Origin of the sequence: Streptomyces sp. YGL11-2, assembly GCF_050054615.1 — a bacterium.
Taxonomy (GTDB): Bacteria; Actinomycetota; Actinomycetes; order Streptomycetales; family Streptomycetaceae; genus Streptomyces.
In genome coordinates, this window is the sequence record NZ_JBNHIN010000004.1 from 240,686 (window position 1) to 253,947 (window position 13,262).

Annotated in this window: 9 protein-coding genes; 8 read left to right on the forward strand and 1 reads right to left on the reverse strand. The window is 71.0% G+C overall.

The window, feature by feature from the left end; translation table 11 throughout:
• The first annotated feature begins 204 nt into the window (after nt 1-204).
• From ACO1BR_RS07490 to ACO1BR_RS07505, 4 genes are all read left to right on the forward strand, one after another.
• The gene (locus tag ACO1BR_RS07490; protein ID WP_426794221.1) at nt 205-1,524 is read left to right on the forward strand and encodes a PP2C family protein-serine/threonine phosphatase; all 1,320 of its coding nucleotides are present in this window, start codon (nt 205-207) and stop codon (nt 1,522-1,524) included.
• A 191-nt stretch (nt 1,525-1,715) separates the two neighbouring features.
• A complete protein-coding gene (locus ACO1BR_RS07495) occupies nt 1,716-2,729 on the forward strand; it encodes an MASE1 domain-containing protein (RefSeq protein WP_426794222.1) in 1,014 nt (337 codons plus the stop codon).
• Between the two features lie 1,145 nt (nt 2,730-3,874).
• Nucleotides 3,875-5,818, forward strand: coding sequence for an ABC transporter ATP-binding protein (locus tag ACO1BR_RS07500; RefSeq protein WP_426794223.1), 1,944 nt, complete (start codon nt 3,875-3,877; stop codon nt 5,816-5,818).
• Between the two features lie 230 nt (nt 5,819-6,048).
• Nucleotides 6,049-6,225, forward strand: coding sequence for a hypothetical protein (locus ACO1BR_RS07505; protein ID WP_198539935.1), 177 nt, complete (start codon nt 6,049-6,051; stop codon nt 6,223-6,225).
• A 95-nt stretch (nt 6,226-6,320) separates the two neighbouring features.
• Here ACO1BR_RS07505 and ACO1BR_RS07510 read toward each other — a convergent pair whose 3' ends face one another.
• Nucleotides 6,321-8,876, reverse strand: coding sequence for a DUF4118 domain-containing protein (locus tag ACO1BR_RS07510; RefSeq protein ID WP_426794224.1), 2,556 nt, complete (start codon nt 8,874-8,876; stop codon nt 6,321-6,323).
• Nucleotides 8,877-9,079: 203 nt separating this feature from the next.
• Between ACO1BR_RS07510 and kdpF the strand changes: the two genes are divergently transcribed.
• From kdpF to ACO1BR_RS07530, 4 genes are all read left to right on the forward strand, one after another.
• Nucleotides 9,080-9,169 carry a K(+)-transporting ATPase subunit F gene (gene kdpF, locus ACO1BR_RS07515; protein ID WP_426794225.1) on the forward strand — a complete coding sequence of 30 codons (90 nt, stop codon included), beginning with the start codon at nt 9,080-9,082 and terminating at the stop codon, nt 9,167-9,169.
• A gap of 11 nt (nt 9,170-9,180) precedes the next feature.
• Nucleotides 9,181-10,845, forward strand: coding sequence for a potassium-transporting ATPase subunit KdpA (kdpA, locus tag ACO1BR_RS07520; RefSeq protein WP_426794226.1), 1,665 nt, complete (start codon nt 9,181-9,183; stop codon nt 10,843-10,845).
• Nucleotides 10,845-12,989, forward strand: a complete 2,145-nt coding sequence (gene kdpB / locus ACO1BR_RS07525; protein WP_426794227.1) for a potassium-transporting ATPase subunit KdpB — start codon at nt 10,845-10,847, stop codon at nt 12,987-12,989. Before kdpA ends, kdpB begins: the two co-directional genes overlap by 1 nt.
• 32 nt (nt 12,990-13,021) lie before the next feature.
• On the forward strand, nt 13,022-13,262 hold a 241-nt coding region (locus ACO1BR_RS07530; protein WP_426794228.1), incomplete at its 3' end, for a potassium-transporting ATPase subunit C.

A 13,262-nucleotide genomic window follows, 5' to 3' on the forward strand; every position in this document is an offset into this window, starting at 1 on the left:
TGGTTGGGCTGTTCGGCCGCGTCACCCTGTGCGAGTCGATCACGGTCGTGTCAGGAGACTGTGGGTGCACAGATCGCGTGAGTGGCTGTATGAGCGGATCCGCCAGGACAAGCGGCAGAAACCGGAGAAATCGGAGAGGGCTTTGGCCCAGAAGTGCCGGGTGCCGCGGAACACGGTAGCCGGGCGATCGTGATGGCGGGCGGCATGGAGGGCAAGGGAGCGGAGCGGCCGCACGGCCCTGACCTGCTGGCGCGTCTGGACGCCGAGCTGGGGCGGATCGACGAGCAGTTGCGCGCCCTGGCCGCCGCCAAGGACCGGATTCAGAGCCTGTTGGACGCGGTGGTTGCCATCACCCGGGAGCAGGAGTTGTCCGCGGTGTTGCACCGCATCGTGACCACCGCCATGGACCTGGTCGGCGCCCGCTACGGGGCACTGGGAGTGTTTGACGAGTCCGGCGAGCATCTTGCGGAGTTCATGGCCGTCGGCTTGTCCGAGCAGGAACGTGCGGCCCTGGCCGAGGTGGGGTTTCCGCGCGGCCTGGGCGTGCTCGGACACCTGATCCAGCACCCCGAACCCCTGCGGGTCGACGATGTCTCCTCCCACCCGGCCTCGGTGGGGTTTCCGCCAGGCCATCCGCGCCTGCGTACTCTGCTCGGCGTCGCCGTCAGCGTCCGCGGCGAGATCTACGGCGACCTCTACCTCTCCGAGCGACTCGACGGGCGCCCCTTCGACATGCACGACGAGAACATCGTCGTTGCCCTTGCCAGCGCCGCCGGCATCGCGATTGACAACGTCCGTCTCTTCGAACAGGTCCGTGCCGGATCCGAACTGTTCCAGCGGCGTTTGCTGCCGACGCTGCCCGACATGCGGCCCTTCGCCGCCGCCGCCATCTACCGGCCCGCCGCCGAACCCCACCATGTGGGCGGCGACTGGTACGACGCCATCCTGCTTCCGGACGGCGCGGTGGCGGTCGTCATCGGCGACGTGGTCGGCCACGATCTGCATGCCGCCGCGGCCATGGCCTCCACCCGTCACATGCTGCGCGCTTTGCTGTTCGCCATGCGTACTCCGCCCAGCGCGGTCCTCGCCCAGCTCGATCGCACTCTGGAGGCCATCACCGACAACCCCGTAACCACCACCATCCTGGCGCGCATCGAACCCGCGGGGGCTGCCTGGAGGCTCCGCTGGAGCACCGCGGGCCATATCCCCCCTTTGCTGATCACCCCCGACCGCCGGGCGGAATACCTGTTCACGGAGCCTGGACTACCACTGAACGTCGACAGCAGGCAGCCCCGCCCCGACCGCACCCACCCCCTGCCTGCGGACACCATCGTGGTCTTCTTCACCGACGGCCTCGTCGAACATCCCGACCACCCCATCAACGAGAGCCTCGCCGAGCTCGCCGAGCTCGCCACCACGCACGCGGACCTGCCCCTGCAGGACTTCGTGCAGGCCCTGGCCGACCACCACCCCAGCGACGGGCACGACGACATGGCCATCCTCGCCCTGCGCACCCCGGTTTGAAGGCGCGCAGGCCCACAGCGATACGGCTGACGGCGGAACCAGCAGGGCGCGGCACCGCCCCCGGGCGGTCACCCGAAACAGTCCCGACAGAGCACATTGCGAAAGGTCACAGAGATGAGCGGCGGTGTGATGGATCCGGCGAGGGCGGCGGACGATGGACGCCCGCGCAACGCCAAAGGGACGACTTCCCGATGACGGTGGCGAACCGCGGCAGGCTCCGGCGCGGCGGCATGACGGCCCTGCAGCTCGGTGTCGTCGCCGCGCTGTATTACGCCTCGGGCAAGCTGGGGCTGCTCCAGCAACTCGTGCGCGGCCAGGTCTCGCCGCTGTGGCCTCCGACCGGCATCGCCCTGGCCGGTCTCCTCCTGATGGGCCTGCGGGCCTGGCCCGGGATCGCTCTCGGCGCCTTCCTGGTCAACATCTCCCTTGGGCCGTCGATCCCCGCCGTGCTCGCGATCACGTCAGGCAACACACTCGCGCCCCTCTTTGCCTACGCGCTCCTTCGCCGCACCGGGTTCCGCACCGAGATGAACCGCTTCCAGGACGCGCTCGCGCTGGTCTTCCTCGGCGCATTCACCGGCATGCTGATCAGTGCGACGGTCGGCACCAGCACTCTGCTCCTGGCCCACGCTCTGCCTGCCGGCGGGTTCTGGCCCACATGGTGGGTCTGGTGGACCGGCGATGCGATGGGCGTTCTGGTGGTCACGCCGGTGCTGCTCGTCCTCCGCTCGGCACGCCTGCCGAAGAACACACCACCCTCCCGGTGGGCGGAGGCAGCGCTGCTTGTGGCGGCCACCATCGGCGTCGGCTTCCTCGAAAATGCTCCGGTACCGCTGATCTTCCTTGCCTTCCCGCTACTGACCTGGGCTGCCTTCCGCTTCCAACTCGCCGGGGCCGCACCCTGCGCGCTGGCCGTATCCATCGGTGCCATCCTCGCCGCTCCCCGCAGGTCAGGCCCGTTCGCCGGTCACACTCTGCTCACCGACATGATCGCGCTGCAGGCGTTCAACGGCGCCGCCGCGATGACCGCGCTGCTACTCGCCGCGGCCATCACCGAGCGAAACCAAACCCAGGAGAAGATCGAACAAACCTGCAGGCAGCTCGCCGAGATGGCGGCCAGGATCGCATCGGATACCGGCAGCCCATCAGCACTTCCCGACGGCGACGAGCAGGAAGAAGACGGCGGACCGACTCGGCCGTCGTGATCAGTCGACAGCACCTTCGTGGACGGGCGACGGCCCCGATCCGCGGTGCGTCCCGGCCCGGCCACATGCCGACGAGAAGCACCGAGAGAGGCGGTGCGTGCAAGAAGGCCCGGGTCCGCGGACGACGCCTGTCAGGGACGCACCCCGAAGGGCCCGCAGCCCCAATCCAACGAGCCGCTGCCCCGGCAAGGTCGCCGACACTCAGCAGACCGGCACAGGCCCTTGGGAAGTCACCTGTCCGTGGTGGCTCCCCTTCACATTGCCGATATGGAAATCGCGGGGTGTCCATCGCCTCCACGGTCGGACCAAGTGGCTCCTGAGCAACTTGCCGGAGCGGCTCCCCATCGCGCTGGTGAAAACAGAGCGGCGCTTGATGCGTCCGAGGCGGGGCGTGCGGCGCACCATTCCAGGGCCGGACGGCATGACGGCCACCTTCGCCGGGCCCGGAATCCGGCAATGACCGGGTGTTCGTGCTGCCAGGTGCACCGCGGTGAGTGGAACCGGCCGCAGCGGCGTAAGACCAGGGAGCGTTGATCTCGGACGCCGTGGGCGCGTGAGACGACGAGCACCACACATATCCGAAACCCCCGGTGCGTTGCCTTGCCTGGGGGTTTCCGCCACGTCCGGGGCGTGGTGCGGAAGGGGTGGCGCGGACTCGCTGTCCGATCACGGCAATTCCTCGGAAGAGTGATACGAGCTGTTCGAGCGCCTGTGGGGGTGGGGAGGTCGGCTCCTGCCTGAGTTCCCCGCGATTATGGAACGTGCGTTCATGATCTGCTCCTGGGTTACCCGTTACGGGGACCGAACTGGGCCGTTCTTTAGGGCACTTGTGCCCATCGCGCGCCCGGTCAGAGGAATCGTGCATCCCTGATGAATCCGGTGTGTCGGCGTGCTGCGTTCGAAAAGCTGTTGTCCGGCTTTCCGTTTCCGGCGTGTTGTTGACGTCCGAAGACGGGAGCGGAAGAAGTGACTGAGGGGGAAGGAGAGTAAGAGCATTGGTGAGAATTCGGATTCGTAGTGGGTCATGGGAGAAACGGCGGTCGGGGGAGAAGGAGCAGTCGGCGGAGGGGCTGCAGTCACGGGGGAAACGCCGTGTTCCGTCCGGTGAACGGCCGCCCGTCCTCGGCAAGGAGGAGTTCAGGGAGGTGGCCAAGGAGGAGCTGCAGTATGTCGACCGGACCGGGAGCCGGGAGCGGGCCGGGCGGCAGATCCGGCTGGTCGACATGGCGCGGCGGCTCCCCCAACTTGTGCGCCGGTCCATCGCGTTGGCATGGAGTATCGACCGCTGGGCCGCGCTGGGGCTGCTGATCTGTCAGGCCGGTTCCGGGGCGATGCAGGCGCTGGGACTGCTGGCGGTCAGTGGGACGATCGGGGCGCTGCTGTCCGGCGGGGACATCTACGGGCGGCTGCTGAGCGCTTGGCCGTCGCTGGCGCTGCTGGCGGTTGCCGCCGCCGTCCGGGCCCTGCTGGGAATTGCGGTGGCCTGGTTGTCCTCCCGGCTGGGACCGCAGATGTCCCGGGAGGCCGAACTCAGGCTGCTTCAGGCGGTCACCGAGGTGGAGCTGTCCGCCTACGACGCGCCCGGCTTCACGCATCGCAAGGAAGCGGCGGACCGGGGTGCCGAGATCGTCCAGGACCTGGTGAGCGACGGGCAGGACCTGATCGCCTCGCTCGCCTCCCTCGTCGCCGGCGCGAGCGTGCTGACCGCGCTGCATCCGGCGCTGCTCCCGCTGCTGTTGCTGGCCAGCTTCCCGCAGGCGGTGGCGCAGATCAGCGCGGCACGGGTGCGCTATCTGGCCCGGCTGCGGGCGAGCGGCGACTACCGGCTGCTGTCGATTCTGCGCTGGCATGTGTGCGACCGGTACACCGCCGATCAGATCCGAGCCGGCACCATGGCCGGCTTCCTGGTCGGGCGCTACCGCCACATCACCGAGCGCATCAACCGCGCCGACCGGGAGGCGGCGAACACCGGAGCGCGGATGTCCGTACTCGGCGCGGTCTGCGGCGGGTTGGCGTCGAGCGCGGTCTGGGCGGCGGTGGTGTGGCTGCTGGCCACCGGCCGGATGAGCGTCGGGCACGCCGGCACCGCGGTCTTCGCGCTGCAGACGGTGGGGACGGCGCTGCGCGGACTGGTCGCCGGCGGCGCCCGCATCATGCGGACGGGCCTCTACATGGACGACTGGTCCGAATTCCTGAAGGAGGCGGGTGGTTACCGGATGCGGCGTGGGGCCGCCGAACCGGCACCGCCTGCGGAGATCCGTGTCCGGGATCTCGTCTTCCGGTACGAGGAGGCGGCCGACGACGCCCTGCGCGGCGTCTGTTTGACCCTGCGGCGCGGGGAGGTCGTGGCGCTGGTCGGGTACAACGGCAGCGGGAAGACCACCCTGGCCAAGCTGCTGAGCGGTCTGTACCTGCCCACCACCGGCTCGATCACCTGGGACGGTGTCCCGACCGCCGATCTCGATCCGCAGGCCATGTGGTCGCAGGTGGCCCTGGTGCCGCAGGAATACGCCCGTTGGCCGCTGACCGCCCGCGAGAACATCACGCTGGGCCAGGCGACAGCGGGAGGTGACGCCGACATCCACGCCGCCTGTGCGCAATCGGGCGCGGACGAGGTGGTCACCGAACTGCGCTCCGGCCTGGACACGGTGCTGGCGCGCGACTGGCTGGGCGGACAGGAGCTGTCCGGCGGGCAGTGGCAGCGCATCGCGCTCACCCGCGCCTTCCACCGCCCGGCCGGGCTGCTCGTGCTGGACGAGCCGACCTCGGCCCTCGACCCGCTCGGCGAGCACCGTATCTTCGCCGGTCTGCGCGCGGTGGCCGCCACGCGTGCGGTCGTCCTCATCACGCATCGGCTGACGAACGTCGCGGTGGCGGACCGCATCGTCGTCCTGGACAAGGGGTGCGTCGTCCAGGAGGGCACGTTTCCCGAACTCGTCGCGCAACCCGGGCTGTTCCGGGACCTGTGGGCGTACCAGCACACGCGGGAGGTGTACCGGCCCGGCGCGCCCAACGGTTCCGGTGAACCCGCGGCGCCGGCCTCCGCGTCCGCGGCGGCTTCCCCGGCACCCGAGGTGAAGGGTTCGTAACCCGCCACCGCTCCCTGCCCGTTGGGGCTGAAGAGGCATTGCCGTCCGCGCCGCACCGGCGTGGGCGGCAGCGCGGATGGCCAGGGGAACCCAGGTGCTGACTTTCGGTCAGTTTGTGGCCGACACGCCAAGGCCCTCTTCCGTGCGGCACCATGCGTAATAGGTTCCCTACCCACCGGAGTCGGCGGGGAAGGCCCGCCGCGGGGAACTGTCCGTCCACGGAGGAAACGATGCCGCAGGGAACGATCGTCCTGTTCAACAAGAGCGACTGTGTGGGCATCATCGCCGACGAGCATGGCGACCGGCTGCCGTTCTCGGGCATGGAGACGCAGACCACCGATGTCGGTCAGCGGGTCATCTACGACGTGCACGGCGCAAAGGCCACCAACGTCGCGGCCGTTCGCTGAGACCCGGGGCCCGTCCGACGGGTCAGGGTCGGACGGGCCCCGGCCCGGCACGGGGAGTCGTCACGCTGCGCCTGAGAGGCCGGTCGTCCGGCTCCTCATGGCGGATCCTCCGGCGCGTGCCGATCCGCGCCGCCGGTGCGCCGTGCCGACGTCGGGAACGTGACGGTGACGGAGAACGCGGGACCGGCCACCGACGGCTTCAGCGTGCCCGCCATGGCTTCGGTCAGGTCGCGGGCCAGTCGCAGTGGAAGGCCGTCGGCGCGGAGCCGGGGCGGGGTGTCGGTGTCGGGGCCGGCGCCGTCGGCGATCCGGACGGCCAGGTGGTGGGGGAGGGCGCGGGCCGTGAGCGTGGGGGGTGCTCCCGGCGGGCTGTGGCGGAGCGCGTCGGCGGTGAGGGTGGTCAGGACGCGGGTGAGGACCACGGCGTCGGCGATGACGTCCGGCAGCTCCTCCGGGAGGCGGAGGGTGATGTCGTGCCCGCCGGGTCCCAGGTCGTCCAGGGCGGCGGCCAGTACGTCGTTGAGGTCGACGGGGCGGAGGTAGAGGTCGAGGGCGCCGGCGTGCAGTCGGCTCAGATCGTCCAGGTCGGTGACGAGTTGGGCGGCGCGGTGCACCGACGCCAGCGCGGTGTTGAGGAGTTGGCGGGTCTCCGGGTGGGCGGCGGCCGGGGCGGCGGTGTTGCCGTCCGGTGCCTGCGGGTGCGGGGCCAGCAGGTCGCGCAGCCGGCGCAGGGTGCGTTCGGCGCCGTGCAGCGGGCCGCGGAGATCGCGTCCGGCGGTGACGAGCAGGGTGGCGCGGGTGCGTTCGGCGGCGGCCAGGGTGTCCGTGGTCGCGGCGTGGCGGGCCAGCCGGCCGTGCACGTGCGCCATGCCCAGCTGTGCCGCGCAGGCGGTGAGGACGCGCTGGTCGTCGGCGCTCAGGGCGCGGCCCCGGCCGGTGAGGGTGAGGTCGTCGTCGATGGGGCTGGTGACGTCCGCCTCGTGGGGGCGCTCCGGGGGGCGTTCACCGGCACTGGCGACGACGTACCAGCGGGGGCCGGCGGCGTGTTCCCGGGCCCGGTCGCGCTCCAGGAGGCTGACCGCGGCCAGGCCGAAGTTCTCCCGTACCTGTTCGAGGAGGGTGGGCAGGTCCTGGCCGTGCATCATGGCGGTCGCCAGCCGGGTCAGGGCGCGTGCCTCGGTGGTGGCGCGCAGGGCCTGGTGGGTGCGCCGGGCCGCCGTCCCCGCGGCCGTGCCGACGAGCGCGGCGATGGTGAGGAAGGCGGCCAGCGCGACGATCTCCTCGGTGCGTTCGATGCCGAAGGAGTGCACGGGCGCGGTGAAGAAGTAGTCGGCCAGGAGCCCCGCCGCCAGGGCGGCCAGCAGGGCGGGCAGCAGTCCGCCGACGAGCGCGACCGCCACGATCGCCAGGAGGTAGATCACCAGGTCCGAGCCGAGGCCGAGGGTGCCGCGCAGCGCGGTGAGGGCGAGGGTGAGCAGGGGCAGCAGTACGGCGGCGCCGGCCAGCGCCGCCCAGAAGCGCAGCGGGCCGGTGCCGCGGCTCGGGTGCGGCAGCCGCGGCGACGGGGCGCCGACCGCCTGTTCGTGGGTGACGATGTGGACGTCGATGGGGCCGGAGCCGCGGATCGTACGGCGCCCGACGCCCGCGCGCAGGGCGGCGGAGAGTCGTCCGCGGCGGCTGGCGCCCAGCACGATCTGGGTGACGTTCTCGGCCTCGGCGAACTGGAGCAGGGCCGCGGCGATGTCGTCGCCGGTCGTCTGGTGGTAGCTGCCGCCGAGCGACTCCACCAGGGTGCGCTGGTCCCGCAGCCCGGCCGGTGCGGCGCCGGCCAGGCCGTCGCCGGGGGCCACGTGCAGGGCCAGCAGCTCGCTGCCGGGCGTACGGGCGGTGATCCGGGCGGCGCGGCGGATGACGGTGGCGCCTTCCGGGCCGCCGGTCAGTCCGACCAGGATCCGCTCCCGGGTCTCCCAGGGGGCGGCGATGCCGTGCTCGGTGCGGTAGTGCTGGAGCCCCTCCTCCACCCGGTCGGCCAGCCACAGCAGCGCGAGTTCCCGTAGTGCGGTGAGGTTGCCGACCCGGAAGTAGTGGGTGAGGGCGGCCTCGATCCGGTCCGCGGGGTAGATCTCGCCGTGCACCATGCGGCGGCGCACCACTTCGGGCGGCAGATCGACCAGTTCGAGCTGGTCGGCGCGCCGGGCCACCTCGTCGGGCAGGGTCTCGCGCTGGACGGTGCCGGTGATCTGCTCGACGACGTCGTTGAGGGATTCCAGGTGCTGGATGTTGAGGGTGCTGACCACGTCGACACCGGCGTCGAGGAGTTCTTCGACGTCCTGCCAGCGCTTGGCGTTGCGGGACCCGGGCACATTGCTGTGCGCCAGCTCGTCGACCAGCGCGACCTGGGGCCCGCGGGCCAGTACGGCGTCGAGGTCCATCTCGGTGAAGGCCGCTCCCCGGTGGGTCAGGGTGTGCCGTGGGACGGTCTCCAGGCCCTCGGCCAGCTGCGCCGTGGGCCGTCGGCCGTGCGGTTCGACGAAGCCGACGACCACGTCCGCGCCCTGGGCGCGCAGCCGCTGGCCCTCTCTGAGCATGGCGTAGGTCTTGCCGACCCCGGGGGCGGCTCCGAGGTAGATCCGCAACCGTCCGCGCTTCATGGGCAGGCTCCTGTCGGCTTGTCGCGGCCTCCTCTTCCATGGTGCGCTCCGCCCGGCGGGAGACCCGGATGGCTGCGGCGTGTCCACCGGAGTCCGACATACCGGGCGCTAGCGTCAGCGGGCATGCAGGATCTCGCGTTCGTCGCCCTCACCGTCGCCGTCTTCGGCCTCATCGGCCTGCTCGCCAAGGGGGTGGGCCGACTGTGACCATCGAGAACATCGTCGGCCTGATCGTCGCCGGGGGGCTGATCGTCTACCTCGTGCTCTGCCTGATCTTCCCCGACAGGTTCTGACGCGTCCGGGGATGAACGACGTACTCGCCGGCTGGCTCCAGATCATCGCCCTGGCGGTCGCGCTCGCCCTCTCGTTCCGGCCGCTGGGCGACTACATGGCCCACGTCCTCACCTCGCCCCGCCACCTGCGGGCGGAGCGCCTGATCTACCGGGCGGGCGGCGTGGACGGGAACGCCGACCAGCCGTGGCCGGCGTATCTGCGCAGTGTGCTCGCGTTCTCGGCGGTCTCGGTGCTGTTCCTGTACGCGTTCCAGCGGGTGCAGGACCGTCTGCCGCTCGCCCTGGGCATGAAGGCGGTCGGTCCCGCGCTGTCCTTCAACACCGCCGCGTCCTTCGCCACCAACACCAACTGGCAGGCGTACTCCGGCGAGTCGACGATGGGGCACCTGGTCCAGATGGCCGGGCTGGCCGTGCAGAACTTCGTCTCGGCGGCCGTGGGCATCGCCGTCGCCGCGACCCTGATCCGCGGCTTCGTCCGGACGCGGACCGAGCGGGTCGGCAACTTCTGGGTGGACCTGACCCGGATCGTGCTGCGGGTGCTGCTGCCGATCTCGCTGGTGGCGGCGGTCGTGCTGGTCGCCGCGGGAGTCGTGCAGAACTTCCACGGCATCCAGTCGGTCAGCACCCTCGCCGGCGGGCATCAGTCCCTCACCGGCGGCCCGGTCGCCTCCCAGGAGGCCATCAAGGAGCTGGGCACCAACGGCGGCGGCTTCTACAACGCCAACTCCGCCCATCCCTTCGAGAACCCCACGCCGTTCACCAACTGGCTGGAGATCTACCTCCTGTTGGTCATCGCCGTCGCGCTGCCGCGCACCTTCGGAACGATGGTGGGCGACCGCCGCCAGGGGTATGCGATCGTCGCCGTGATGGCGCTGATCTGGGCCGCCTCGGTCGCCCTCACCACCGCGAACGAGCTGCACAGCGTGAGCAGTTCGGCCGGGCACGCGGCCGGCGGCATGATGGAGGGCAAGGAGCAGCGGTTCGGCCTGTGGGGCTCGGCGCTGTTCGCGGTGTCCACCACGCTCACCTCCTGCGGCGCGGTCAACTCCTTCCACGACTCGTACACCCCGGGCGGCGGCGGGATGACCCTGTTCAACATGATGCTGGGCGAGATCGCGCCCGGCGGCACGGGCTCGGGGCTCTACGGCATCCTGATCCTGGCCGTGGTCGCGGTCTTCGTCGCCGGGCTGATGGTCGGGCGCACGCCGGAATACCTGGGCAAGAAGCTCGGCGCCCGGGAGATGAAGTTCGCCTCGCTGTACATCCTCACCACCCCGTCGGTGGTGCTGGTCGGCGCGGGTCTCGCGATGGCGCTGCCGGGGGAGCGGGCGGCGATGCTCAACCACGGCGCGCACGGCTTCTCCGAGGTGCTGTACGCCTTCGCGTCGGCCGCCAACAACAACGGCTCGGCCTTCGCCGGCCTGACCGCCGACACCACCTGGTACAACACCGGCCTCGGTCTCGTCATGCTCGTCGCCCGCTTCGTGCCCATGGTGTTCGTCCTCGCGCTGGCCGGATCGCTGGCCCGGCAGCAGCCCGTGCCGGTCACCGCGGGCACCCTGCCCACCCACCGGCCGCAGTTCGTCGGGCTGCTGACGGGAGTGATCCTGATCGTCGTCGGCCTCACGTACTTCCCCGCGCTCGCGCTGGGCCCGCTGGCCGAAGGGCTGCGCTGATGCCCACGACCGCGGTCCCGCCCGGGGAGGCCACGGACCCGCTCGCACCCAACGTCCACCGGGTCTCCGCAGGGCTGGTGGACCCCCGGCAGCTGCTCACCTCCTTCCCCGCCGCACTGCGTAAGCTGGATCCCCGGGTGATGGTCAGGAACCCGGTGATGTTCGTGGTGGAGGTCGGCGCGGTGCTGACCACCCTGTCGGCGCTCAAGGGCCCGAGCGTCTTCGCCTGGGTGATCACTGTCTGGCTGTGGCTGACCGCGGTGTTCGCCAACCTGTCCGAGGCGGTCGCCGAGGGCCGCGGCAAGGCCCAGGCGGAGACGCTGCGCCGCACCAGGACCGACACGGTCGCCCACCGGCTCCCCGCGGACCGGTGGCAGGCGTCCCGGGAGACCGTGGCGGAGGAGGTGCCGGCCGGCGAACTGCGGCTCGGCGATCACGTGGTCGTCGAGGCCGGCCAGACCATCCCGGGCGACGGCGATGTCGTCGAGGGCGTCGCCAGCGTCGACGAATCGGCGATCACCGGTGAGTCGGCACCGGTCATCCGCGAGTCCGGCGGCGACCGCTCGGCCGTGACCGGCGGTACGAAGGTGCTCTCCGACCGCATCGTGGTCCGCATCACCTCCAAGCCCGGCGAGACCTTCATCGACCGGATGATCGCGCTGGTGGAGGGCGCCGCCCGGCAGAAGACGCCGAACGAGATCGCGCTCAACATCCTGCTCGCCTCACTGACCATCATCTTCGTGATCGCTGTGGTCACCCTCCAGCCGTTCGCCGTCTTCGCCGGCGCCGAACAGAGCATCGTCATCCTGGTCGCGCTCGTCGTCGCGCTGATCCCGACCACCATCGGCGCGCTCCTCTCCGCCATCGGCATCGCGGGAATGGACCGCCTGGTGCAGCGCAACGTCCTGGCGATGTCCGGGCGCGCGGTCGAGGCAGCGGGCGACGTCAACACCCTGCTGCTGGACAAGACGGGCACCATCACCCTCGGCAACCGGCAGGCCGACGAGTTCGTACCCGTCAGCGGAGTGGACAGCGAAGCGCTCGCGGACGCCGCCCAACTGGCCTCGCTCGCCGACGAGACCCCCGAGGGCCGCTCTATCGTCGTCCTCGCCAAGGAGCGCCATGCGCTGCGCGGGCGCAGCGAAGGAGAGCTGCCGCACGCGCAGTTCGTCCCGTTCACCGCGCAGACGCGGATGTCGGGCGTCGACCTGAGCGGGGACGGCCCGCACGACGGCCCCCGGTCGCTGCGGAAGGGGTCGGCGACCGCCGTGATGCGCTGGGTGCGCGACGCCGGAGGACACCCCACTGAGGAGGTCGGCCCGATCGTCGACGGGATCTCCGCGAGCGGCGGTACGCCGCTGGTCGTTGGCGAGGTCGTCCGGCGCGGCGGCGCCGCCAACGCCCGGATCCTCGGCGTCATCCACCTCAAGGACGTGGTCAAGCACGGGATGCGGGAGCGGTTCGACGAGCTGCGGCGGATGGGCATCAGAACCGTCATGATCACCGGGGACAACCCGCTGACCGCCAAGGCCATCGCGCAGGAGGCGGGCGTCGACGACTTCCTCGCGGAGGCCGCTCCCGAGGACAAGATGGCGCTCATCAGGCGCGAGCAGTCCGGCGGCAAGCTGGTCGCGATGACCGGCGACGGGACGAACGACGCGCCCGCGCTGGCCCAGGCGGACGTCGGGGTCGCCATGAACACCGGCACCTCGGCCGCCAAGGAGGCCGGGAACATGGTCGACCTCGACTCCAACCCCACCAAGCTCATCGAGATCGTCCAGATCGGCAAGCAACTCCTCATCACCCGCGGCGCGTTGACGACCTTCTCGATCGCCAACGACGTCGCCAAGTACTTCGCGATCATCCCGGCGATGTTCGCCGGCGCCCACCCCGGCCTGCGCCGCCTCAACATCATGGGCCTGCACAGCCCGACCTCGGCGATCTCCGCGGCGATCGTCTTCAACGGCCTGATCATCGTCGCGCTGATCCCGCTGGCGCTGCGCGGCGTCCGCTACCGGCCGTCGTCCGCCGCCGTCCTGCTCCGCCGCAACATCTGGCGGTACGGGCTCGGCGGACTCGTCCTGCCGTTCCTCGGCATCAAAGTCATCGACCTGCTGATCCAGTTCGTCCCCGGACTCCACTGAAAGACCGTCACGGCAGAAGGAACGCGATTGCGATGTTCGGCTCCCTGGCCCGTCTGGCCCGCCACCACCTCGTGGCGCTGCGCATGCTGCTGCTGTTCACCGCGCTCACCGGCGTCGTCTATCCGCTGGTCGTGACCGGTTTCGCCCAGGCCGCGTTCCCGGGCCGGGCCAACGGGTCGCTGATCGAGGAGCACGGGCGGCCGGTCGCCTCGTCCCGCATCGGCCAGAACTTCACCGTGCCGGCGGCGCGGGGCGGCCGGGGCCCGGCCGCCC